Consider the following 24,339-nt stretch of genomic DNA (forward strand, 5'->3'; position numbering starts at 1 on the left):
TTACTTGATCACTTTTGGGACTCTGAAATACTCAGAATCGTGTTTTGGTGCATTTTTGAATACTTCTTTGTAGGGTAGATGGGGTTTCGCTTCATCGGTACGAAAAGCATTAACTTGGAAAGACATGTTTGTAAGTGGCTCTACATGATCGGTACCTACCTCATTAAGTTTATCTACCCAGTCAACCATATTTTGCAAATCCTCAATCATTTGCTCTTCACGTGATTCTTCTATGTGAAGTCGAGCTAGATGAGCTGTCTTATGAACGATTTCTTTTGTGATTTTCATATTTGACTTAAAGATAAGTGATAGCTATTTGCACTTGATCAATTCCGTTTGGATCACACGAAAAACTTCATCTTTAAGTTGTCTGGCATGTGCATCTTCACTACCCTTTGGCCAGATCGGTTCGTGATAAATGATGCGACATTGCTTTCTACGGATGTTTAATAAATCATCATCCGGCAGAATCCGGTAGTTGTCTGGCATGGTCACGGGAATGATCGGAACGTTGTTTTCAACAGCCAGCTTGAAGGCACCATCTTTAAAGTCAACCATGTTTGGATAATTCTCAAGTCTAATGCCACCTTCCGGGAAGAAACCAAGATTATGTCCTTTTTTAATTTCTTCTCTGGCTTTCACCAAACTTTGGGCACGACTTCTGTAACTAGATCGATTTACGGTTATGTGAAGTGTGCGGTACATGTATCCAAATAAAGGAATCCTCGCCAGAGAGCTTTTACCAACAAATTTGAAAGCCACGGGAAACAAACCTAAGATTGGAATGTCCAGGTAAGAAAAATGATTAGCACATAGAATATACTGTTGTTTTTTATTGAGCTTAAACCGCCAGTCTTTTCGTACCGGGATGAATGACATCTTTAAAAAGCACCATGCCCACACGCAATTTATTTGCAGTGCTATTCTGTGCAATGGCTTAAACGGAACCATCATGATCATTGGAACAATGAGAATAAAGAAGAAGAAGGCCATGGAAAATACAGCCCAGAAGGAATAAAAACGTCTTAGAATCATTACGCCGGTTAGGTGTGCAATCGACCACTAAATTAGTCGCAAAATCCAGTCAGTAGAAAAAAATGTGTTGCTGTGGAATATTTTGATATTTTCGTGCACTAATGATCATAAAACCGAAATCACTGTGAGTCTATTAAAAGTAGAAAATGTAAGTAAATCTTATAGCGAACATCAGGCACTGACCAATGTGAGCATGGAAATCCCGGAACAAACTATTTTCGGCCTACTAGGCCCTAATGGTGCAGGAAAAACAACACTTATTAGAATTATTAATCAAATCATCGAAGCAGATCAGGGCGCGATTCTTTTTGATGAGAAACCACTCAACTTGAAGCACATTCGAAATATAGGATATCTCCCTGAAGAGCGTGGATTGTACAAGAAGATGAAGGTTGGTGAGCAACTGATCTACCTGGGACAACTGAGAGGGTTATCCTTGAAGGAGTCTTCGAAAAGAGGGAAAGCATGGTGCCAGAAACTGGACATTATGAATTGGTGGGGCAAAAAGATTGAAGATCTATCTAAGGGGATGGCGCAAAAAATTCAGTTTATTGCTACCGTTATGCACGAGCCTAAACTGATCATTTTGGATGAACCGTTTTCAGGTTTTGATCCGGTAAATGCAAATCTTATCAAAGATGAGATTTTAGAGCTTCGGAAAAAGGGAGCAACAATTATTTTTTCCACTCACCGAATGGAATCAGTAGAGCAGCTATGCGATCATGTAGCCATGATCAATAAGTCAGAAAAAATATTAGACGGCTCTAAGGTTGAGATCAAAGAGCAATTTCGAGATGGCACATATTTCGTTGAGTATAAAGAAGGTGAGGTAAAGTCCGGATCGGGCTTTGAACTTCTGCGTACAGAAGATATCGGCAGAGGATTAAAGCGATCACTTGTCCAGTATTCGCCGGATGGCAACCCAAATGAGTTGCTGAAGCAGTTAATTTCTCAGGTCGAAATTCATTCTTTCGTAGAACGTATTCCAAGTATGAATGACATTTTTATCAACCTGGTAAAAGGTGAAAATCCTGAATTAGTAGAAGCTTAATCACCAACCTAAAAAGACATCAAAATGAATAAAATATTACTAGTAATACAGCGAGAGTTCATGAGTAGAGTAAAGAAAAAATCTTTCCTGCTTGCAACAATACTGGTTCCTTTGCTCTTTCCGGCCATCATTGGTGGTATGGTTTATCTGGCTATTCAAAATGAGAAAAACAAGGAATTAGAAGTGGTCCATGTATTGGACGAGAGTGCACTTTTGAATTTTGAGGATACGGAGAGCTATGATTATCAGATGGTAGATGGTCCATTGGATTCTGCGAAGGCGAGGTTTAGTAAATCAGAGGATTTTGCTTTGATCTACATACCAAAATTTGAGATTGATAATCCAGAAGGCTTCAAATTTTATGCACACACTTCTCCGGGCGTCAATCTGGTTGATGGGTTTGAAAACAAAATTGAGGGTCAAATACGGGATGTGAAACTGACCAGGTCTGGTTTGACAGAAGAACAGCTTGATGAACTAAAAACTTCCGTTCGGATAGAGTCATTTAATCTAAGTGAAGCGGGAGATGAAAAGAAGAGCGATTCCGGAGTGACCTTCGGGATTGGTTATGTGATGGGCTTTTTGATCTACATTTTCCTGTTTGCTTATGGAGCGCAGGTGATGCAAGGTGTAATTGAGGAGAAGAACAGCAAAATTGTGGAAGTAATCGTTTCCACGGTGCGTCCATTCCATATGATGATAGGTAAAGTCGTAGGTGTAGCCTCAGTAGGTATTGTTCAGTTTGTCATCTGGATGGTATTGATGAGCGCCATTTCGTTTGCAGGAATGGCTGCTTTTGGTTTGAGCATGGATCCAACTGAAACAGCACAAATGATGCAACAAGCCGGAGACGAAGCTTCGTCGGTTCAGGCCAATGCCAAAGTACAGGAGCTCATGACCATCATCAATGACATTCCAATCACCAAGATTGTACTATTATTTGTATTCTATTTCCTGGGTGGCTACATGCTCTATGGAGCTCTTTTCGCGGCAGTTGGTTCAGCGGTGGATACACCAGCTGATGCTCAGCAATTTATGATGCCGATAATGATGCCAATCATTGTTGCTTTGATGGGCTTGATGATGTTTGTTTTCCCTGATCCACATGGCTCAATCAGTTTCTGGTTGTCAATCATACCATTTACCTCTCCTATTGTGATGATGGGAAGAATAGGGTTTGGAGTTCCGGCCTGGGAGATTGCACTAAGCATGGCCATGCTTATAGGAGGATTTATTTTCACCCTTTGGTTGGCTGGCAGAATCTATCGCATTGGAATTCTCATGCATGGTACAAAAGTGAACTATAAGGTACTGGCCAAATGGCTGATGCAGAAGAATTAAGCTGATCGTGCTTATTTTTAAACCTGACGAAAGCTTTCTTTTGTCAGGATTGACCAAACGATCACCTTTTGAAAAAAAAATTTAAAGAAGCAACAGGCAATACACTGGCCCCACTACGACCCCACTTAAAGTGGCTCGTGGTGGGGTTTGCTGTTTTTATAAGCTTTGGATCGATTTTGTACACCAATAGCCTGGTGGAACAAATCCGTGAGCGTGAGCAACGTCAAATTGAGATATACGCCAGCTCGTTGGAGTTTCTGGCCAATGAGAGTGAAAATGTAAATTTCTTTCTGATTTTGGATCAAATCGTGGCTGCAAACCACTCAATTCCTGTAATTCTTACTGACGAGAACGAGCGTCCGGAAGATTATCGAAACCTCATCGGAGCTGACAAGATCAAAGAAGGAGCTGCCCGGATGCAGTTTTTAAAAGCTGAGGTCGAGGAAATGAAGGATGCTCATCCACCAATTGAGGTAACACTTAAAGATGATCAAGATAATATTTACGGGTACAAGTACATCTTCTATAAAAACTCTTTCCTGCTCAACCAGCTCCGATACTATCCTTATATTCAACTTTCAGTAATTGCCTTATTTGGGATTGTTACCTTCATGATCCTTAATTATATCAGAAGAGTGGAACAAGACAGGGTTTGGGTAGGTCTCGCCAAAGAAACTGCGCATCAACTAGGCACTCCGTTATCCTCACTGATGGCATGGTCAGAGTACTTTAAAGGATTGTATCCTGACCAGCAGGAGCCACTTTTGGAGTTTGATAAGGATGTGGATCGTCTAAAAGTTATAACTGACCGCTTTTCAAGTATAGGAAGTGAGCCACAATTGTCCATGCTGAACCTTGCGGATGCTATTGATGAAATAATAATGTACCTCCAAAAACGGCTCTCTACCAAAATAACGATGACAGTCACTGCATTTCCAAATCGCGATATTAATGCACGGATTAATCAATCGCTGTTTGCATGGGTAATAGAAAATATTTGCAAGAATGCCGCCGATGCAATGGAGGGCAAAGGATCTATTCACATAAGCATTTTACGAGCCAATGAGGGTCGAATTGCAGTGGATATCCAGGATACAGGAAAGGGAATCCCAAAATCAAAGATCAAGAATGTTTTCCGACCCGGTTATACTACTAAGAAAAGAGGATGGGGTTTAGGGCTAACCCTTGTAAAGCGTATTGTTGAGCAATATCATGGAGGTAAAATTTTTGTTAAACAATCAGAAATAAATAAAGGAACCACATTCCGGATTTACCTGAATGGGTGATTATCGATAATGCTTTACTCCGACAGAATTGTAAAGCTTTTCCGAATCGTATAAAATTCCATCCTTTATTGTCACATCAACCTTTCGGATATCCGTGATATTCTCAAGTGGATTCCCATTGACCAGAATGAGATCTGCGATTTTACCTTCTTCTATTGAGCCCAATTCATTTTCTACTCCTGCTACCTGTGCTGATATAATTGTCGCAATTCTCAACGCTTGCTCATTTGGGATTCCAGCTCTGGCATAATTCTCCAGCTCTCTATGTAATCCGAAACCTGCCATAGCATCAGTGCCCGGAACCAATGTTATTCCACTTTCATAAAGCACACCCACCATGTCAATCAATTTCTGATATGAATTTTTATATGTCTCTCTCAAGTTATCTGGGATGGCCAATCCTACTCCATAAAAACCTCTTGAAATATTAATTGGCAGACGATCCAGTATCATGCTGAATGATGGGTCAGGGTCACTTTGACTGGAAGTTAACATTCCTTCAAAAATGGAAACCGTTGGATCCACGACTATATCGTTTTCCTTAAGTAAGGAAACGAATGATGTAAATGCCGTACCATTTAAGTCGATGTTAGCAGCACGCTCACCAACCATGGAAAATCTCAGAGGTGTTCTGGTATCCAGGGTGTCACCCAAAAAATTAAGAGCTATCATATTGATATGCTGAATTTCATCATATCCATTTTTCACTGCTTCTTCAGCAAGCATATAAGCAGGGATATGTCCACTTACTCGCATGCCAAGTTCTTTTGCCCTCTTGCTCAAGGCAGGAACCCATTCAGGTTTAATAGAACTATAGAGTTTGATTTGATTATATCCTAAATCTTTGTAAAATTCCACTGCAGCAATCCCTTCTTCAACGGAGCTAATTATTTTACCTGTTGGGCCAGCATAGGGCCCTGCACCATCTATGAATCCGGCCATTCCCACTAGCCTTGGTCCAACTAAGCTATTCGAATTGAACTGTTGAGCGAGATCCGGGAGGTCAGTTGAATTTGCTAAATCTCGAATCGAAGTTATTCCTGCTGCAATATGTAAAATCCCATCTTCTTTGCTGACGTGCGTGTGCATGTCAAATAAACCGGGCAACAAAGTTTTCCCACTTCCATCAATCACTTTGAAACCAGAACCTTCTATTTCACTAGCTGATATTTTTGAAATCCTACCATTTTCAACTAACACATTCTGATCATTGATAAGATTGCCCTCCTTGGTATTAAAGAGATTCACATTCTGGATTAGAATGCCGTTCTCTGGTTTTTCAGCTAGTCTGTCCGCTATTTGTTTTAAGTAGTTTTCTTCGTGCTTCTTCTGGATTTCCAGTAATTCCTCCTGCAAAGAATCGTATCCAGCAACAATGCATTTAAACCAAGGGCTCGTTGACGCAAACATGCGATTATCTTTTCGCATCCATAGATAAGAAGGAGTAAATGAAGCCCCCGTCATTTCCATTAATTTTAGCTCAAGTGTGTCCCCGATGGTATAATCAAACACATTGGTAAGATTGCATAAACCGCTAGGCAGTGTTGAGATTGAATTATCTGAGTCGTCTTCCAGTTTTCGAAGGATGTGTTCAAAAGTCGCGAACGAGCCATTGATGTTGTAATAGAAACTATTTCCATCAAATTTTTTTGACCCTGCTTCAGAAGGGCTCTTCCATGATGCCACTCCATCTATAACTTCAAATGTCTCCGCTATGGAATCTTTAAGATAGTTATACCCTCTTACCTGGTAATAATCAGGAACACCATTTTCATTTAGTGTGAATCTTTCCTCAAAATACGGGCCTCTTCCCCTGTCATTAAACTCGAATTCATATTTATAAACACCATCGATATCTTTTGAGGCAAACTGATATCCGGCTAAATTATCACCCATATAGATGTTGTACTTTATGGATTCGAATGAGGTGTCTTCAGGTTTAGGTGAGCAGCTTGCAAGTGCAAAAACCGCTAAGATTAGTGTCAGGTTGTAAGTTTTCATGGTTGGGATAGTTTCTATCGAATTTAACTAAAATTAAAAGAGCCTCATGTGCTAATCTTATTCCTTTAGAATTCCTTTTTTGACATATAATTTTCCCTTAATTTCGCACCAAATTTCAAACAACCCCATTAATATAACCACAAGAAGTAATGGCAAATAAAGGTAAGGTAACCCAGGTTATTGGTCCGGTAGTAGATGTAAGCTTTAGCGCTGAAGGATCAAAACTTCCTAACATCATGGACGCATTGAAAGTAGTACGTCCGGACGGCACAGTTGTAATATTAGAAGTGCAGCAGCATTTGGGAGAAGAAGCAGTGAGATCCATCGCGATGGAAGGAACAGACGGCCTGAGCCGTGGCACTGAGGTAATCGATCTTGGTTCACCAATTAAAATGCCTACCGGCGAAGCAATCAGAGGTCGCCTTTTCAACGTGGTGGGTGAGGCTATCGATGGAATGGAGCAGGTGGACAATACCAATGGTCTTCCAATTCACAGAGATGCTCCTCCATTCGAGGATTTATCTACATCTACAGAGGTACTTTTTACAGGTATCAAAGTAATTGACCTAATTGAGCCTTACGCAAAAGGAGGTAAAATTGGATTGTTCGGTGGTGCGGGTGTTGGTAAAACCGTATTGATCCAGGAGTTAATTAACAACATTGCAAAAGGGCACGGTGGTTTGTCTGTATTTGCAGGAGTAGGAGAAAGAACAAGAGAGGGTAATGACCTTCTTCGTGAGATGATCGAAGCAGGAATCGTGGATTACGGTCCGGAATTCAAGAAATCAATGGAAGCAGGTGGATGGGACCTTTCCAAAGTAGATAAAGAAAAACTTAAAGACTCTAAAGCAACATTTGTCTTTGGGCAGATGAATGAGCCTCCTGGGGCACGTGCACGTGTGGCACTTTCAGGACTGACTGTCGCAGAGCATTACAGAGATGGTGACGGTGAAGGAAAAGGAAAAGATATTCTTTTCTTCGTTGACAACATTTTCCGATTTACTCAGGCAGGATCTGAGGTATCAGCACTTTTAGGTCGTATGCCATCTGCTGTGGGTTACCAGCCTACATTGGCCACAGAGATGGGTCTTATGCAGGAGCGAATTACATCTACTAAGCGAGGGTCAATTACTTCCGTTCAGGCCGTTTACGTACCTGCGGATGATTTGACTGATCCAGCTCCAGCTACAACATTCTCTCACTTAGATGCAACAACGGTGCTTTCAAGAAAGATTGCTGAGCTTGGAATTTATCCAGCGGTAGATCCTTTGGATTCGACTTCCCGGATCTTGAGTGCAGATATTCTTGGAGCTGAGCATTATGATTGTGCTCAGCGAGTAAAAGAAATTCTGCAGCGATACAAGGAACTTCAGGATATCATCGCCATTCTTGGTATGGATGAACTTTCTGACGAGGATAAGGAAGTGGTACACAGAGCCAGAAGGGTACAGAGATTCCTTTCTCAGCCTTTCCATGTTGCAGAGCAGTTCACAGGACTTCAGGGAGTACTTGTAGATATCAAGGATACCATCAAAGGATTTAACATGATCATGGATGGTGAGCTTGATCACTTGCCGGAAGCAGCTTTCAACCTTGTTGGTACGATTGAGCAAGCGATAGAGAAAGGTGAGAAATTAATGGCTGAAGCAAGCGCCTAATTTTAAAAACGTCATTCCCGCGAATGCGGGAATCTCATTATTAGATAGTATATGTTTTTAGAAATAGTAACACCAGACGAGAAAGTATTTGAAGGAGAGGTAGAGAGCGCATCTTTTCCGGGAAGTGATGGTTCTTTTCAATTGTTGAACAATCACGCAGCGATGGTTTCAACGCTGGGAAAGGGTGACATTCGATACAAGCAGAAGAAGGAAAAGGAGGTACACATCCTCGTAGAAGGTGGGGTAGTAGAAGTGATGAATAATAAAGTAAACGTGCTCGTTGAAAAGATTATCACTGAATAGGTACTTCATAAAAAAACTTTTAAAAAGCCATCCAGACAATTCTAGTCCGGGTGGCTTTTTTCGTTTAACAAGGTTTAACGATCCGCAGACTCGTTTTAACAAATGAACAATCTAATTTGTCAGTTGCTAGTAATGGAATTCAGAATTTCCTCAAAATAAGCTCAGAATTCTGTCACATTGATCGAGTACCATTGTTAAAATAAAATGCATCAACCATGAAATTCATTTTCATTCTTTCCCTTTCTATTGTATGTGTTACGTCCGTTGTTGCCCAAAATTCGGGTGTAATCACTTACGAACAGGTCGTTAAGATTAACACAGATCGATTCCCGGAAGAAGTACGTAAGATGATCCCTCCGGAACGGAAATCGTCCAACCAGCTGATATTTAATGAAAAAGAGGCGATTTATAAGTCAATAAAAAATCAGGAAGACATCAATCAGGAAGTAACCGCTGGAAATGATCGTATGCGATTCAGAATGCGTGGAGCAAATGACAATGAATATTATACCAATCTATCTGATAATTCCTCCATCAATAAAATGGAGTTTTTTGGACGAGATTTTTTGGTTGAAGGAGGGGAAAATCAGTTGGAATGGAAAGTGTCCAGTGAAATGAAAATGGTTGGAAAATACCAGGCAATCAAGGCGACTTCCATGCGTGATACGATTCCGGTTATCGCATGGTTTACACCTCAAATTCCTGTTTCATTGGGACCTGGCAATTATAGAGGTCTTCCCGGAATGATCCTTCATTTAGATGTAAATGATGGACAGGAAACGATTACTGCCACCAATCTTGATATTCGTGCATTGACCGATGAAGAGACAATTGTGGTGCCCGATAAAGGAAAAAGAGTAACCAGGGAAGAGTTCGAAAAAATACGTGAGGAGAAAATGGAAGAAATGCGTGAGATGGGCGGTGGTAGAGGAAATAGGGTCATCATTAGAAACTAACCAACGTTGACCAAATTGAAAAAACTAATTGTAATCACGCTTCTGGGGCTTGCCTATACAGGTGCTGCGCAGCAGGTAACAGGAAAAGTTACTGATGCCGAAGGGGAAGAATTATTTGCTGCAACAATCATGTTATTGCAAAAACAAGATTCTGTTTTAGCAGCATTTGCTATGACTAAGGAGGCTGGTGATTTTTCGATTAAGAACGTGAAAGCCGGAGAATACATACTGCGAATAAACTATGTAGGATATGAGGGGCTAGATAAAGCTATTGAAGTTGTTGGTAAGGATATCGACGTTGGTATACTGACCTTAAACCCAACCGAGTTACAAGAAGTGGTAGTGGAAGGAGAAGCAATTCCGATTACCATGAAGAAAGATACAATCGAGTACAATGCGGCTGCATTTGCCACAAAAACGAATGCGGTAGTAGAAGATCTTTTGAAGAAACTCCCGGGAATGGAAGTGGAGCGTGATGGTACCATAAAATCGCAAGGAGAAACGGTAAATCAGGTGTTGGTTGATGGAAAAGAGTTTTTCGGAAATGACCCGAAAATGGCCACCAAAAACTTACCAGCCAATGCGGTTGACAAAATACAGGTCTTTGATCGGAAATCAGAATTTTCACAATTCTCCGGAGTTGATGATGGAAATGATCAGAAGACCATCAATCTAACACTAAAAGAAGACCATAAAAAAGGAACTTTTGGAAATGTAAGTGCAGGATATGGTACCGATGAACGATACACTTTGTCAGCCAACATTAATCAGTTTCGGAAGGAAAACCAGTTTTCATTTATCGGAAAACATAACAACATTAACCAACAAGGCTTTTCCACGGGTGAATATATCTCATTTATGGGGGGGCTCGGCAATCTCACAGGAGGAGGTGGAGGAGGATTCCGTCTTGGGGGTGGAGGAGCAACCATCAACAATGGATTAAGTGATGGGTTTGTCAATAGCACTTCAGCAGGTTTAAACTTCAACAGGGATTTAAATGAAAAGACGGAGGTACGTGCAAGCTACCTTTTCTCACGAATTGAAAACATAACTGCGAAAGAAACGGACCGAACAAACTTTGTAAATGATGAAACTTTTGAAACGGACGAATCTTCAAATTCCAATAGTGATGGGAATACACATTCGATTAATCTTAACGTGAAGCATGAGTTTGATAAAAGTCAAGATATCCAGATCAGAAATACACTCGGGTTTCAGCAGGGAGATGTCTTCAATATTACGAATACCATCAACAGAAGTACGAGAGACACGACTTCAAGTGTCAGCGATTATAACTCATCAGGAACCGGGCACAACATTAATTCACGACTGATTTACCGTAAGAAGTTTCCCAGGATAGGTAGAACATTTGTGGCGGAACTGAATGTAAGCTCGCAAAACAATGACTCTGAATACTTTCTAAGTACCACCATAAACAACAGGGAAACAGCTATTGATCAGGAGCAGCAGTCCCTCAACAAATCCAATACATTGGGGATTGAGGTGGCGTACACAGAGCCAATGGGTAAAAATAAATACCTGGAATTCAGGGTTGAGAGAAACCTGACGAAAGGCACTAACGATAAAGATTTTTATGATGTATCGGGAGGCGGGAGAGAATTTGATTCGTCACTTAGCTCAATCTATGAACGTGATTATGAATACAATCGAACCGGACTGAGTTTTAATTATGCCGTGGATGATTTCAGGTTGACTACCGGAGTAAATTATCAATTCAGCACCCTCTTAGGAGATCTTCCGGAGCAGGGGCAGCAGTTTGAAAATGATTTTAATCGCACGCTTCCTTTTGCACGGATGAACTACGATTTTACACAAAGTTTAGGTGTAAGTCTTGATTACAATACCCGTTTAAATACACCATCAATTACACAACTACAGCCTGTGGTAGACAACTCCAATCCTTTGAATATTTATGCAGGAAACCCCAACCTGGATGCAGAATATATTCACTCTGGCCGATTAAGTTTCCGATATTTTGATCAGTTCACATCAACTTCACTTTTCAGTTTTTTCAATGCCAGCTATACCTTGGACAATATCGTGACCAGCCGGGAGGTAGACAACCAGAACAGAACGACTTCCCGACCGGTTAATGCAGAGAACTCGTTGATGCTAACTAACTATACTTCCTTTAGTCGGCCCGTAAAATTTGCTAAGACCAGATTTAGAATCAGTAATCGGCTAACGCGAAACAAAGGTTTTGCCATTGTGAATAGCATTACCGCAGAAACCATCACAACGAACAATACGGCAAGTTTTTCATTGGAGAATATGAAGAAGAAGACGATTGACTGGTCTATTGGAACAGATTATACCATCGGCAATACCAAGGGAGCCAGTGAAAGCTCAAATCAGGATTATACCAATTGGGTTTACTATCTGGATGCTACTGTTTTCTTACCCAAGAAATGGTCTGTAGGTAGCATTTACGATTACAATATATACAAAAGTGCCTCCTTTGCCGGTGATCAGGAAGTGCAGCTTTGGGAAGCTTCCATTCAGAAGGATTTCATGAAAAATGATCGTGGGCAGCTTAAAATATCGGTTTTTGATATCCTAAATCAAAATCGCGGCGTGAACCGAACCACTGACTTTAACTATATTCAGGAAGAGCGAATTGCGAGCATCGGCACCTATTACATGCTAACATTTACGTATCGACTTTCAGCATTTGAACAGAATAGTGGCTTTTTCCGAATGGATCGAAATAATAGAAGAAGATAAATTTGATAACGTGTGTAAATTAAGAGGAACCAAAAATTATGGTTCCTTTTTTGTTTCCAGACAACCAACCAACTACAATCTGCATTCTACTAACAAATGCTTCGCTTGAACACCAAAGACCTAATCGATAAAAGCAAATCAGGAAACCGAAAGGCTCAACAACAGCTTTTTAGCCAGTTGAGTACTCCGATGATGGGTGTATGTGTTCGATATATGAAAAGTACAGAAGATGCGGAAGATGTGTTGCTAGAGGGTTTTTACAAGGTGTTTAAAAACCTTAAAGCCTTCACGTATGAAAGCGAACAAGCCTTTTTCGGATGGGTAAAGCGGATCATGGTAAACGAATCCTTGATGAAACTAAGGAAAAACAAAGAAATTCAATTACTGGCAATAAACGAGGATTTGGATCAGGAAGTGGATGTTTCGCCACTGCAAGACCTGGAAGTGGCTGACCTTTTAAAAGTAATCAGATCTATTCCGGTTGGCTATCGAACTGTTTTTAATCTGTATGAAATAGAAGGCTATTCTCATCAGGAAATAAGTGAGCAATTGGGGGTTTCGATAGGCACTTCAAAATCACAATTATTTAAAGCGAAGAAGCTACTTCGTGAAATGTTGGAATCAAAAAATGAAGGTTATGGCTCTTAATCAATTATCAAAAAAACTGGATGCGCTTACTGAGCAAGACTTAGGTTATGAGTTTGACAATGGCGCGGTTTGGTCAAAGCTGGAAGGACGACTGGATAATAGAAGAGTCTATGCTTATTGGTGGGTAGCCGCCGCTTGTTTTATCGTGGGGTTGACCTTATTGCCAATTAGTTTAATGAAAACTGCTATCACCGAAAGCCCAGTTCTTTCGAACAAAATTGAGACTAGGCCAAAGGAACCTGTCAACATTAAAGCGGAAAATGGTCTGAAGGTAATAAATGAAGAATTGAAGATTCCCATACGGAAAGGAATCGAACCGGCACAAGTTGTAGAGCTATCCAAGATAAAATTGTCGTTGGTTCCAATAGCATTACCCAACAGTCAACAAGAAATAAAAAAAACAGCTTTTGCTGCAGAAGATATTTCAATCATTCAGGCAAGTCTCGGGCAGCCCTCGATTGAAAATGGAAGAACGATGACCATCAGAGCTCAATGGCAGAATTCTACCGAGGAATTAAATGTCAATTATCAAGCATTAAAAATTAAGCTCTATGAAAAAGATGAATAAGATAGTCCTAACAATCCTGGCAATAACTATGGCATTGGTCGGGAGAGCTCAGGAACGTATAGAAAACAACTATCCGGATACAATACGAATGACTGCCGATGAAGGTACGGAAATGGTTTTCGCATTCGACCGAATAAGCAAAAAAGAAGCGTATATCTCAAATGAGTTATGGAAATCAACAATTAGTGTAATGGAAACAGCGACCAAAAACTCATCAATCGATGGAGGAAAGCTGGTTTCCTACGAAAAAATAAATGTTAATGAAAAGGAAGTTGTGAGAATTAACATTGACCCATTGATGAAGGGGGAAACGTATATAATAGGAACCGATGGAACTGAGGAGTTTGAATATAATCGTATCGAATTCTTGATCAAACTAGAGTCTCTTAGCATATCATTCATACTCAATGATTTATCTAATGTAGCTTCCATAAAAGAAGTTGATATTGAGTCCCTTTGGAGTCAAATAGATCAAAAATTTATAGATGAGGGAAAGCGGAATTTGTACTTGGGAACCGGAAAATTTAATTATGGCAATGCAAAAATTGACCAGCTAAGTGCAAAAGATATCGGAATTGATAATATCGAGATAACCTTTATAGGAATTGGCTTAGGGTATTATAGAGATAGATTTGTGCCTGATTTAGGAAGTAAGGTTTCTTTTAACCTACAGGATAGACTGGGGAATGATTGGATGAAATTCGGCATCTTATATACCCAACAATTCTTTTTTTCTCGGGGTGAAACAAACGAATATCAATTAGATCGAAATGGTTGGTTGACCGGCTTTTGGAAAATAAATACCAAAGGAGGTGATGAGTTTGGTGTAGGTATTGGTGGGCTCGTACATCGAGATGGTGGATACTTCGAAGGAAGTACTTGGAAACTCTCATTATATAATAAAGGTGTAAATTCAAAGCTCACTTTTTCACCTGAGTTGATTTTTACGAACGGATTCAAAAGTGCATTTCCAGCATTGCGGTTCGGGTTGAGCTTCTAAGAATACCCAAACAGGGGATGTTGTCACAAAAATGAATCAGCTATTTTTAGTGCATGAAACGATTCATCCGCGACACCATCTTCTGTTCTCTTTTTATTTTCGGCATCATGGGGCTGTTCGCCTCTGTCACGTTATTCAAAGTCTTTGATCTGTTTGATCCCATTGGGGATATGTTTTCTGATTTTGAACTGACGGATATTGTGTTTTCACAACTTCAGGAAGATCCCATCGCTGACGAGCGAATTGTGATGGTAAATATTGGTAATCTTCCTCGCGAAGGAATAGCTCGTCAGATTGAAATTATTAACCGATATGAACCCGCCGTTATCGGCTTGGATGTGATGTTGGATGCAGTAAAGGAATGGCCTGAAGATAGTGCTTTGACGCGTGTGCTTTCAGAAACCCCAAATATTGTGATAGGAGAAAAGTTGGTTGGACTTAATGAAGAAACCGGAGAGTTTGCAATGACTGTCAAACCGGAGGATCACATTGTTCAGGAGGCGCGCCTTGGTTATGTAAATCTGATCACCAATGCGGAAGTGCAGGAAGACCTTAAAATGTGCAGGGAGTTTACTCCCTCAGAAATCGTTCAGGGGGAGACCAGATATGCTTTTCCAGTCAGGCTTGCTTATGCATATGATTCAGCAAAAACGGAGAAGTTCCTGGCCAGGGATAACGATATAGAAACGGTTAATTACAAGGGTAATATCATCAGTTTTTCTTCTGCCAATTATGGTATGAAATATTTTGCCCTGGATGTCTATGACATATTTGACCAAAATTTCACCGCTGATCTCTTTAAGGATAAAATTGTGATTATGTGCTTTATGGGGGAGTACATAGGTGACACGGAGACCACAGAGGATTTTTACTTCACCCCGATGAATGAAAATTATGTAGGGAAGGCTAAGAATGATATGTTCGGAGGGGTTATCCATGCCAATATTATTTCTCAAATATTAGATGAAGATCCAATCGATCAAATGTCAAAAAGTACTGAAATCGTATTAGCGATTCTCTTTTGCTTGTTCAATGTATTTCTTTTCAAAATCGTTTATGGCGCCATGCCCAAGTGGTATGATGGGATAACCAAAATATTTCAACTATTTGAGGTTTTGGTTCTGGCCTCTTTGATGATCTATTTATTGTTGATCTTTAACTATAAGGCGGATTTTACACTAGCGATGATTGTAATTGCATTGTCAGGAGATTCCCTGGAGGTTTATCATGGGGTGGTAAAAAATCTCTTTTCTAAAGAGCGTCGAAAAGAAGTGTTTAAAATCAACCGACGGTTTTGGGAGACTCAATAGCTGTGATTGGTAGTTCTAATTGTCCCAAATCCAACATTGCATTAATCAAGCTCACTTTTTCAAAGGCACCCAAATCGGAAATCCGAATGGGTACTTCTTTAATTTTTCCTTCTTGCAATAATTGAGTTCTTCGAACTCCTTTCAGTAGCGGCGTATCTGGGGTCAGCCATTCTGCGCCGTTCCAAAAAGCAAGGTTGAAATAGGATCCATCTGTTATATGATTTTCAACTGCAATGATGATATCATCCGCATTTGAAGATTTTACGAGCTTGTTGATTTTAGTTCTATCCTCAAACTTCATTGAATAATTAAATGGTTTGGATGATACCACCTCAAGTGATTTGATTTTACGTGGCTGATATTCAGCAAACTCTATATCATATTCAGCATCTTCTGTATCCATATCATAAACCAAACGCACTTTGTATGTGCCCTCCATTTCAAGCTTCGGTAATATGCGATTTAGGTTGTGAGAATCATCTCGGGAACCAAAATGTTGAAAAACACCATTCATTCGTTCCTGGTGAAGGGGCAGGTTTATATATGCCCCATTCTTATAAAGTATGCTTTCAATGAATCTCATTGTTTTTCATCTCCTTACAAAACTCTAACTTTATATTAAAATATTCCTAACCGATATGAACCGTTTTATCATTCTATTCACTTTCACGCTGTTATCATTTTCCTCTTATTCGCAAAGCTTTTTCAAAAAACTCAAAGAAGCAGTAGAAGAGCAAGTCGAAGATGTTGATGCCGAATCATTAGTTAAAAAGGATGATCGGATGGCAGATTTTCGTGAACAGCAGTTGGTCAAAGATACTTCCAACTACAACTACATATTCTCTCAAGGGAATAGAGCTTCATTTTTTGCAAATAGAGAGGGGAAGGAAAGCCTGCTGTTAACTATCGCTAAAAACTATGAGGATGATGACATTGAAGCAGTTGAGTTGGAAACCTACGAGCAGGCCTTTGATGCCAACCGGAACGGTGAAATGTCTATCTACATTAACCCATATTTGGCTAATGTCAACTTTATTGAAGCATTGAGCTTGCTTACCAATGGATTAAGTGCATCTGAAGCCTTGCTGGATTCTTCATTTGTTATTGCTGATTTGGTGAATATGGACACCTTAAATCTTCCCGAGAAATACGCACTTGGTAAAACCATAGCTAATATTTCAATTGTGATCCATGCTGAAGGAAAATACAATCTTTCCGAAGCATTCATCAATGAAACGACAAAGTACTTCCAGGAAGAAATAGGCAAGGGAAGCATTGCTTTGGCATCTCTTTATAACAATCATGCAGTAATCGCTCAATCTCAGGGCAGATACACAGAAGCTGAAAATTATTTTAATCAATCAGAGGAAATCATCAAAAAGAATGATCGAACAGGTACATTATCTCATGCAATTATCACAAGTAATCGCGCACTTCTGTATAATGAAATTGGTCAATACGATGAAGCAAAATCCGCCATACAAAAGGCGATTGATCTGGCTGCTGGTGAGATCAGAGAACGGGGCAGGGACAATGTAAGTTTTCAAATCAATCAGGGGCTGATTCATTACAGTGCGGGAGAGTTTGAAACTGCCGAGCGTATTTTTAGAGACATCATCGATTTGAAAGAGAAGCGTTTTGCTAAAAATCAAACAGATGTCGGCAATGTGAAAAACTACCTGGCAGCAACGTTGATGGAGTCCGGCAAGACCGTAGAGGTGGAACAGCTGCTAAAGGATGCATTGGAAATCTTTGAAAAAAAATACAATCGTGATCATCCTGCCTATATTAAAACAACCCATAATCTGGCCAGGTATCAGCTCTTCGTTGGTAACCTAACCGAAGCAGAAAGGCTATTACAGGAGGTCAATTCCAAGTACCTAAGCTTTTTTGGTGACAAGCACCCTGACTATCTGAGTTCGTTGGAAGATATGGCAGTAGTCTCTTGGAACCAGAAGAATATAAGTGAGGCGGCAAATCGCTTTGAAAAAGTTATAAACGCAAATCTCCAATTGGTGGAAGACTACTTTGGCGCGATGAGTGAATATGAAAAAGGACAGTATTGGGCGAAGGTAAGACCTTCCATTTTAAAGTTTTATGCCTTTGCGGTAGCGAATGCTCAAACCAATCCTGCGTTGCTCACGGAGATGTACAACATCCACTTAAAAACCAAGGGCATACTTTTGAGTGCATCCACTAAAGTCAGGGAACAAATATTAAACAGCAGTGATGAGCAATTAAAAGAAACTTATCAAAAGTGGGTAGAGGCCAAGGAAAATCTGATTCATTATTACTCATTCTCAAAGGCACAGCTCGATGAGCAAAAAATTGATCTTGCATCCCTGGAAGCGGAAGCCAATCAGCTCGAGAAAAAACTAAATCAGCTTTCTGCTTCTTTCGCACAATCAAACAAATTACCGGCAACCACATTGGCTAATGTAAAAGCAAAGCTAGGTTCTGCTGATGTTGCGGTTGAGATTATAGGCTACCCGGTTTTCGAGCGTAGTTTCACAGATAAGAAGAATTATGCTTTCCTTATTGCTAGCTTAGATAATGTTCATCCGGAACTAGTAGTCCTGGATAATGGTGAAGAGCTTGACACGAAATACGCTAAAGCTTACCTGAATATGGTGAGAGTAAAAGCACAGGACCGAATCACCTATGATAAATTCTGGAAGCCGGTTGATGAGAAATTAGCTGGCAAGAAAAACGTACACCTTTCGTTGGATGGCGTTTATTTCCAGGTTAATATCGGAGCATTACAGCGATCTGATGGAACTTATGTGTCAGATGAATTTGATCTTCATTTGTACACCAGCACCAGAGATTTGGTCAAGTCCAGGAAAGGTGGTTTTGCTTCGAAGAAGGCTAATTTCATTGGATATCCGAATTTTGGTTCGAAGGGATTACTTGCACCACTTCCGGGAACAAAAGCTGAAATCGAAGCAGCTAGTCAGATCACTAGGACTAAAGGATTCGCTACTGATGTTTACATGCAAAATCAAGCAACTGAAGAGCAGTTTAAGAAGATTTCTTCTCCTTCTCTTTTGCATGTTGCCACACATGGATTCTTCCTTCCCGAAAGCCAGGCTTCAGGAGACAAGGTGTTTGGCGTGGAGGTCAACCAGGCGAAGGATAATCCTTTACTGAGATCAGGGTTGATGCTTGCAAATGCAGAGCAAACTATGGGAAGTGCAACGCAAGGCACTGAAGTAAACACTTCGAATAATGGTATTTTGACAGCTTACGAGGTGATTACATTGGATTTGAAAAATACCGATTTAGTTGTATTGAGCGCCTGTGAAACAGGGTTGGGAGAAATTAAATCAGGAGAGGGAGTATATGGACTGCAGCGTTCATTCCAGGTGGCCGGAGCAGAATCTGTCATTATGAGTTTATGGAAAGTGAGCGATGAAGCGACCAAACAACTCATGACCAACTTCTACAAAGAATGGATGGAAGGAAAACCTAAGGAGGAGGCTTTTTTTGCAGCGCAAAAATCACTAAGAAGCAATTTTCCAGAACCTTACTATTGGGGTGCTTTTGTAATGTTGAATTAGAAAATCCCCTCCTTGGAGGGGTTGGGGTGGGTCGTGAATTTAATTTTTATTCAAAATGACTGATTTATTTACCCACCTCTTCCTCCTCCCAAGAGGAGACTGTTGGCGTCATTTTGAAACAAGTGTGGGTATCTAATTAATATATTAAGCCACCTGCACCTTCAGGTCTTTCGCACTTCCCATTTCTTTCATGTGCTTGAAATGGCTGGCAACTGCTGCTCCGAAGGACGGGAAAGCATAATAAGGCAGGTTGAATTCTTTAACCGTCTGCTGTACCAATTTGGAAACGGCCGGATAGTGGACATGACAAATGTCCGGAAACAAGTGATGCTCAATCTGGAAGTTAAGCCCGCCTAAAAACCAGGAAAGCACTTTATCGTCCATGCCATAATTGCAGGTCGTTTTTAGCTGATGTGCCACCCAGCTATGTTTGATGTGTTCTGATTCTTCTTCAAAGAACTCTGCAGGTTCTACCACATGAGCTGTCTGAAAAATCATGGCCAGCATGATCCCTGTAATGCAATGAGACGCAAATATCATTAATATCGTTATCCAGGCAGGAACCGGGATTAGAATCACAGGAAGTACCAGGAATACAACCCAATAGAATACTTTTCGAAGGATCGTCTTTGTTAGTTCCATTGGGAAATCTTCCTTCTTGATCAGACCCATTCGTCTGTAATCGAACACTTTAATGAAATCTTTTGTAGTAATCCATTCTAAAAGCGGCACACAGTAAAAAATGGGCGCATAGATGTGTTGAAAACGATGAAACCACTTATGGGGCTGATTTGTAGAGTATCTGAAAACAAATCTTGGCAGGATGTCTTCGTCCGTTTCCTCAATATTCGTATAGGTATGATGCAGCACATTGTGTTGGATATGCCAAATCAGTTTATCTACTCCAACGATCGTAGCTGAGAAGGTCATCAGCTCATTTATTGATTTCTTTTTGAAATAGGAGCCGTGGATGGAGTCGTGCATGATCGTCGTTCCGATAAAAGCTTTCCCTACACCCATAATCATCCACAGACCCATTAATAAAAACAGGTTCGTTGATCCTGATAAGATCAGTATAAAATATGGAACCAGATACATGGATAAAACAGAGATGGTTTTAATGATCATCTTGCTGTTTGCATCTCGCTGGATCTTATTGTCCTGAAAGTAGGCATTCACGCGTTTACGCAATACTGCAGCGAATTCTTTATCTAGCTTATTTTCGAATTTGTACCTAATCATCCTTCCTTAGATTCAATTTCAATCAATAACCCCCAAATAATGAGAGGTTTTCTTTGAAAACGCAAAGTTACCAAGAAATAACTGAGTCTTAATGGGATATATCGGAGGATCAAAGGATTATAACGATTTTTTGCACGACAAATAACTTCTACCGCCCTTACAAAGGAAGCACCATCCATATAGGAAAGCGTTTCTATGACCTCATTCTTTACTATTTTAGAAGAAACCTTAACCTTTTCTAATATGAAACGATTATCCTCACTTTTGCTCCTCACTTTCTTATTGGGAGCTGTATTTTCACTTGATGCACAACGAAGAAGCTCGACTAGTTCAAATACATCGCCGCTCGATTCAGAGCTTTTCAAAAACCTAAAATTTAGAAACATCGGACCGGCGTTCATGTCGGGCCGTATTGCTGATATCGCCATAGACCCAACCAATGAGAATGTGTGGTATGTAGCTGTGGGCTCAAGTGGTGTTTGGAAGACAACCAATGCAGGTACCACTTTCAAACCAATTTTTGATGATCAATCGGTTTACTCGACTGGCTGTGTCACCATTGATCCAAATAACCCCTATCATATATGGGTAGGAACCGGAGAAAATGTTGGTGGGCGACATGCTGGTTTTGGAGATGGTATTTATCGTAGTACCGATGGAGGCGCAAGTTGGACCAATATGGGATTGAAAGATTCCGAGCATATTTCTAAGATCATTGTCCATCCTGATAATTCAGATGTAATCATGGTCGCTTCTCAAGGTCCTCTTTGGAGTTCTGGTGGAGATCGAGGATTCTTTAAATCAATCGATGGAGGTAAGACATGGAAAAAAACATTAGGTGATGATCAATACACCGGAGTAACAGATATGGTGTTTGATCCAAGAAATCCGGATCGGGTGTATGCAGTGACCTGGGAGCATCACCGAACCATTGCCGCCTGGATGGGTGGTGGTGAGAAATCACGCTTATATGTTAGCGATGATGCTGGTGATACCTGGACACAATTGAAAACAGGTTTACCGGAAGGAAAATGGGGGAAGACAGGTCTTGCCATTTCACCAATCAACCCGGATGTGTTGTACGCGGCAATTGAGCTCAATAGAACTAAAGGAGGCGTGTGGAGATCTGATAATCGTGGAGGTAGCTGGACAAAAATGTCGGACGCAGTGGCTGGTGCAACTGGTCCGCACTACTATCAGGAAATTTATGCTTCACCACACAAGTTCGATCGCTTGTACATGATGAATAACACGTTGATGAAATCTGAGGATGGAGGCAAGACCTTTGAAAATATGGATGAAACTGCTAAGCATGGAGATAATCACGCGGTAGCTTTCAAAGCCTCAGACCCTAACTATATAATGGTTGGAACAGATGGTGGGGTGTATGAGAGTTTCGATTTGGGAGGTAGCTGGAGATACATGGAAAACCTTCCAATTACACAGTTTTATAAAGTAGCTGTTGATGATGCTGAGCCTTTCTACAATGTATATGGAGGAACACAGGATAACAGTACACAGGGCGGTCCATCACGAACTGACAATCATCATGGTATTCGGAATGCAGATTGGAAAGTAGTGTTGAACTGGGATGGACATCAACCGGCTACCGAGCCGGGCAATCCCGATATCATGTATGGCCAACGTCAGCAAGGAACGCTTTCGAGGATAGACTTAAAAACCGGCGAGGTAACCGATGTAATGCCTCAACCTGGTGAAGATGAAGATTTTGAACGGTATAATTGGGATGCACCTATTTTGGTTTCCCCTCATGATCCGGCGACCATCTATCATGGTTCGCAAAGACTGTGGAAATCAACAAATCGTGGAGATAGCTGGACAGCACTTTCAGGTGACCTAACCAGAGATCAGGAGCGGTTGACCTTACCGATCATGGGTCGTACCCAAAGCTGGGATTCGCCTTGGGATGTAGGAGCTATGTCTAATTTTAATACCATAACATCCATCGCCGTTTCTCCTCAAAATGAGAAAGTGATATTTATCGGTACAGATGATGGACTGATTCAGGTTACTGAAAATGAAGGACAAACTTGGCGAAAAATTGAAGTAAGTGCTATGGGCGTACCAGCTCGCAGCTATGTGAATGATGTCAAAGCAGACCTCTTCGATGAAAGCACCCTATATGCTGCATTAGATAATCATAAAGAAGGAGATTACCGGCCATATCTGGTGAAGAGTACAGATAAAGGAGCCACCTGGACACGGATCGAAAACGGATTAGGTGATAAAAACCTGGTATGGCGAATTGTTCAGGATCATGTGAATAAAGATTTGCTGTTTGCAGCAACTGAGTTTGGTGTGTATTTCACCGTTGATGGAGGAAGTAGCTGGACTGAGTTGACTGGGGGAATTCCTACCATTTCATTCAGAGATTTAGCCATCCAGCGAAGAGAAAATGATTTAGTAGCGGCATCATTTGGTAGAGGGTTTTACATTTTGGATGATTATTCTGCCTTGAGAAATGTGAGTAAAAATCAAATAGCTCAGGAAGCTACCTTATTCGAGCCTCGCAAGGCATGGTGGTATATTGAGCGATCAGTATTGGATTTTGATGATAAAAGAGGGTCGCAGGGATCTCAATTATTCGTTGCTCCAAATCCTGATTTCGGGGCGGTATTTACCTATTACTTAAAAGACGGCTACAAAAGTCTGGAAGAAGAAAGGCAAGCGAATGAAAAGGGAAAGTCTGGGAACATACCTTTTCCGGGATGGGATGCTTTGGATGATGAAACCAGAGAAATGGGTCCGTTTGTATACCTGGAGATTAAAGACCAATCAGGCAAGGTGGTAAATCGAGTGAAGGCATCCAACAAAAAGGGTTTTAACCGTGTAGCATGGAATCTGAAAGTCGGTGGAACCCATGCATTGACCTTGGATGGAAATGATCAGGAGTTAGAAGGCTTTTTATGTGCTCCGGGCACATACACCGCAACTCTGAACAAATACGAACAAGGTGAATTCACCCAACTAGCAGGTTCGGTAAATGTCGAAGTAGAACCTTTGATGGAAGGAACATTGGATGGAAACCCGATGAACGAAGTGGTCGCTTTTTGGCGAAGCTACGAGGATCTAAACAGGGACGTGAATGTCTTAGGTTGGGAACTCTCACGAGCACGAAAAATGGCAGATAAGCTATTTACTGCCGCAACCAAAGCGAATGTTGGAAACGAGATACTTTCTGAGATTGTAGAAATCAGAGAAGTGTTGAATGATCTGGATACAGAGCTCAATGGCAATGCGGCCAAGAATCAGATTGGAGAGAAAAATCGTCCGACACTAGGTGATAGGGTATTTGCGCTTTACAGGGGCATTTCAACCTCTACGTATGGTCCTACAGAGACGCACGAAGAGACGATGCGAATCATTAAAAAACAATGGGCTGAGATGAAGTCGACTTTGGAAGCGCAACAAGTGAAAGAAAAAAGTATCGCTGACCGGATAATTGAGGCCGGCGGTTCCTGGGTTGAGGGGAGATAAGTCCTAGGTTTGACTGCAAGTGGCAAGAGAGCGAAGCAATATCAATATAGAGTTGCTTCGCTTTTAAAGGAATTTAGGATAAAACGTATTGATTATTCGTTCAGATTATTGCTGTCTTTTACAGCTAGGGGTATATT

18 protein-coding genes are annotated in these 24,339 nt (G+C 40.8%); 13 read left to right on the top strand and 5 right to left on the bottom strand.

All coding sequences use genetic code 11. The features are described 5' to 3' along the window. A complete protein-coding gene (gene gatC, locus RIC88_RS09790; RefSeq protein WP_350217361.1) occupies window positions 1–288 on the bottom strand; it encodes an Asp-tRNA(Asn)/Glu-tRNA(Gln) amidotransferase subunit GatC in 288 nt (95 codons plus the stop codon). Window positions 289–312: 24 nt separating this feature from the next. Continuing rightward, window positions 313–1,035, bottom strand: coding sequence for a lysophospholipid acyltransferase family protein (locus RIC88_RS09795; protein ID WP_350217362.1), 723 nt, complete (start codon window positions 1,033–1,035; stop codon window positions 313–315). A gap of 124 nt (window positions 1,036–1,159) precedes the next feature. Between RIC88_RS09795 and RIC88_RS09800 the strand changes: the two genes are divergently transcribed. From RIC88_RS09800 to RIC88_RS09810, 3 genes are all read left to right on the top strand, one after another. Continuing rightward, window positions 1,160–2,086 (top strand): ABC transporter ATP-binding protein, encoded by a 927-nt coding sequence (locus tag RIC88_RS09800; protein WP_350217363.1) that lies wholly within the window; start codon window positions 1,160–1,162, stop codon window positions 2,084–2,086. 24 nt (window positions 2,087–2,110) lie between these two features. After that, on the top strand, window positions 2,111–3,427 hold the full coding sequence (locus tag RIC88_RS09805) for an ABC transporter permease (RefSeq protein ID WP_350217364.1): 1,317 nt from the start codon (window positions 2,111–2,113) through the stop codon (window positions 3,425–3,427). A 68-nt stretch (window positions 3,428–3,495) separates the two neighbouring features. Continuing rightward, window positions 3,496–4,713, top strand: coding sequence for a sensor histidine kinase (locus RIC88_RS09810; protein ID WP_350217365.1), 1,218 nt, complete (start codon window positions 3,496–3,498; stop codon window positions 4,711–4,713). Here the strand turns inward: RIC88_RS09810 and RIC88_RS09815 are convergent, their stop codons facing one another. Next, complete coding sequence (locus RIC88_RS09815; protein ID WP_350217366.1) at window positions 4,714–6,714, bottom strand: amidohydrolase family protein; 2,001 nt, start codon at window positions 6,712–6,714, stop codon at window positions 4,714–4,716. A 149-nt stretch (window positions 6,715–6,863) separates the two neighbouring features. Between RIC88_RS09815 and atpD the strand changes: the two genes are divergently transcribed. The 8 genes from atpD to RIC88_RS09855 all read left to right on the top strand — a co-directional run bounded on the left by atpD (window position 6,864) and on the right by RIC88_RS09855 (window position 15,902). Continuing rightward, window positions 6,864–8,372 carry a F0F1 ATP synthase subunit beta gene (gene atpD, locus RIC88_RS09820; RefSeq protein ID WP_350217367.1) on the top strand — a complete coding sequence of 503 codons (1,509 nt, stop codon included), beginning with the start codon at window positions 6,864–6,866 and terminating at the stop codon, window positions 8,370–8,372. Between the two features lie 51 nt (window positions 8,373–8,423). Next, window positions 8,424–8,675: an ATP synthase F1 subunit epsilon gene (gene atpC / locus RIC88_RS09825; RefSeq protein ID WP_350217368.1), complete on the top strand. Its 252-nt coding sequence runs from the start codon at window positions 8,424–8,426 to the stop codon at window positions 8,673–8,675. A gap of 215 nt (window positions 8,676–8,890) precedes the next feature. Continuing rightward, a complete protein-coding gene (locus RIC88_RS09830; protein ID WP_350217369.1) occupies window positions 8,891–9,631 on the top strand; it encodes a GLPGLI family protein in 741 nt (246 codons plus the stop codon). A 15-nt stretch (window positions 9,632–9,646) separates the two neighbouring features. Further along, window positions 9,647–12,376: an outer membrane beta-barrel protein gene (locus RIC88_RS09835; RefSeq protein WP_350217370.1), complete on the top strand. Its 2,730-nt coding sequence runs from the start codon at window positions 9,647–9,649 to the stop codon at window positions 12,374–12,376. A 105-nt stretch (window positions 12,377–12,481) separates the two neighbouring features. Continuing rightward, the gene (locus RIC88_RS09840; protein WP_350217371.1) at window positions 12,482–13,024 is read left to right on the top strand and encodes an RNA polymerase sigma factor; all 543 of its coding nucleotides are present in this window, start codon (window positions 12,482–12,484) and stop codon (window positions 13,022–13,024) included. After that, window positions 13,014–13,592, top strand: a complete 579-nt coding sequence (locus RIC88_RS09845; RefSeq protein WP_350217372.1) for a hypothetical protein — start codon at window positions 13,014–13,016, stop codon at window positions 13,590–13,592. The genes RIC88_RS09840 and RIC88_RS09845 overlap by 11 nt, the downstream gene beginning before the upstream one ends. After that, on the top strand, window positions 13,576–14,592 hold the full coding sequence (locus tag RIC88_RS09850; RefSeq protein WP_350217373.1) for a hypothetical protein: 1,017 nt from the start codon (window positions 13,576–13,578) through the stop codon (window positions 14,590–14,592). Before RIC88_RS09845 ends, RIC88_RS09850 begins: the two co-directional genes overlap by 17 nt. A 53-nt stretch (window positions 14,593–14,645) precedes the next feature. Further along, entirely contained in the window at window positions 14,646–15,902 is a 1,257-nt protein-coding gene (locus RIC88_RS09855) for a CHASE2 domain-containing protein (RefSeq protein WP_350217374.1), read from the top strand. Here RIC88_RS09855 and RIC88_RS09860 read toward each other — a convergent pair. Continuing rightward, a complete protein-coding gene (locus RIC88_RS09860) occupies window positions 15,874–16,485 on the bottom strand; it encodes an aminotransferase class IV (RefSeq protein ID WP_350217375.1) in 612 nt (203 codons plus the stop codon). The genes RIC88_RS09855 and RIC88_RS09860 overlap by 29 nt on opposite strands. A gap of 55 nt (window positions 16,486–16,540) precedes the next feature. On the opposite strand from RIC88_RS09860, the gene RIC88_RS09865 reads away from it, so the two are divergent. Beyond that, complete coding sequence (locus RIC88_RS09865) at window positions 16,541–19,462, top strand: CHAT domain-containing tetratricopeptide repeat protein (protein ID WP_350217376.1); 2,922 nt, start codon at window positions 16,541–16,543, stop codon at window positions 19,460–19,462. A gap of 144 nt (window positions 19,463–19,606) precedes the next feature. Here RIC88_RS09865 and RIC88_RS09870 read toward each other — a convergent pair whose 3' ends face one another. Then, on the bottom strand, window positions 19,607–20,704 hold the full coding sequence (locus RIC88_RS09870) for a fatty acid desaturase family protein (RefSeq protein WP_350217377.1): 1,098 nt from the start codon (window positions 20,702–20,704) through the stop codon (window positions 19,607–19,609). A gap of 243 nt (window positions 20,705–20,947) precedes the next feature. Here RIC88_RS09870 and RIC88_RS09875 point away from each other — a divergent pair, with 243 nt between their 5' ends. Then, a complete protein-coding gene (locus RIC88_RS09875; RefSeq protein ID WP_350217378.1) occupies window positions 20,948–24,202 on the top strand; it encodes a WD40/YVTN/BNR-like repeat-containing protein in 3,255 nt (1,084 codons plus the stop codon). Window positions 24,203–24,339 lie beyond the last annotated feature (137 nt).

This window comes from Ekhidna sp. (assembly GCF_040220215.1).
GTDB lineage: Bacteria > Bacteroidota > Bacteroidia > Cytophagales > Cyclobacteriaceae > Ekhidna.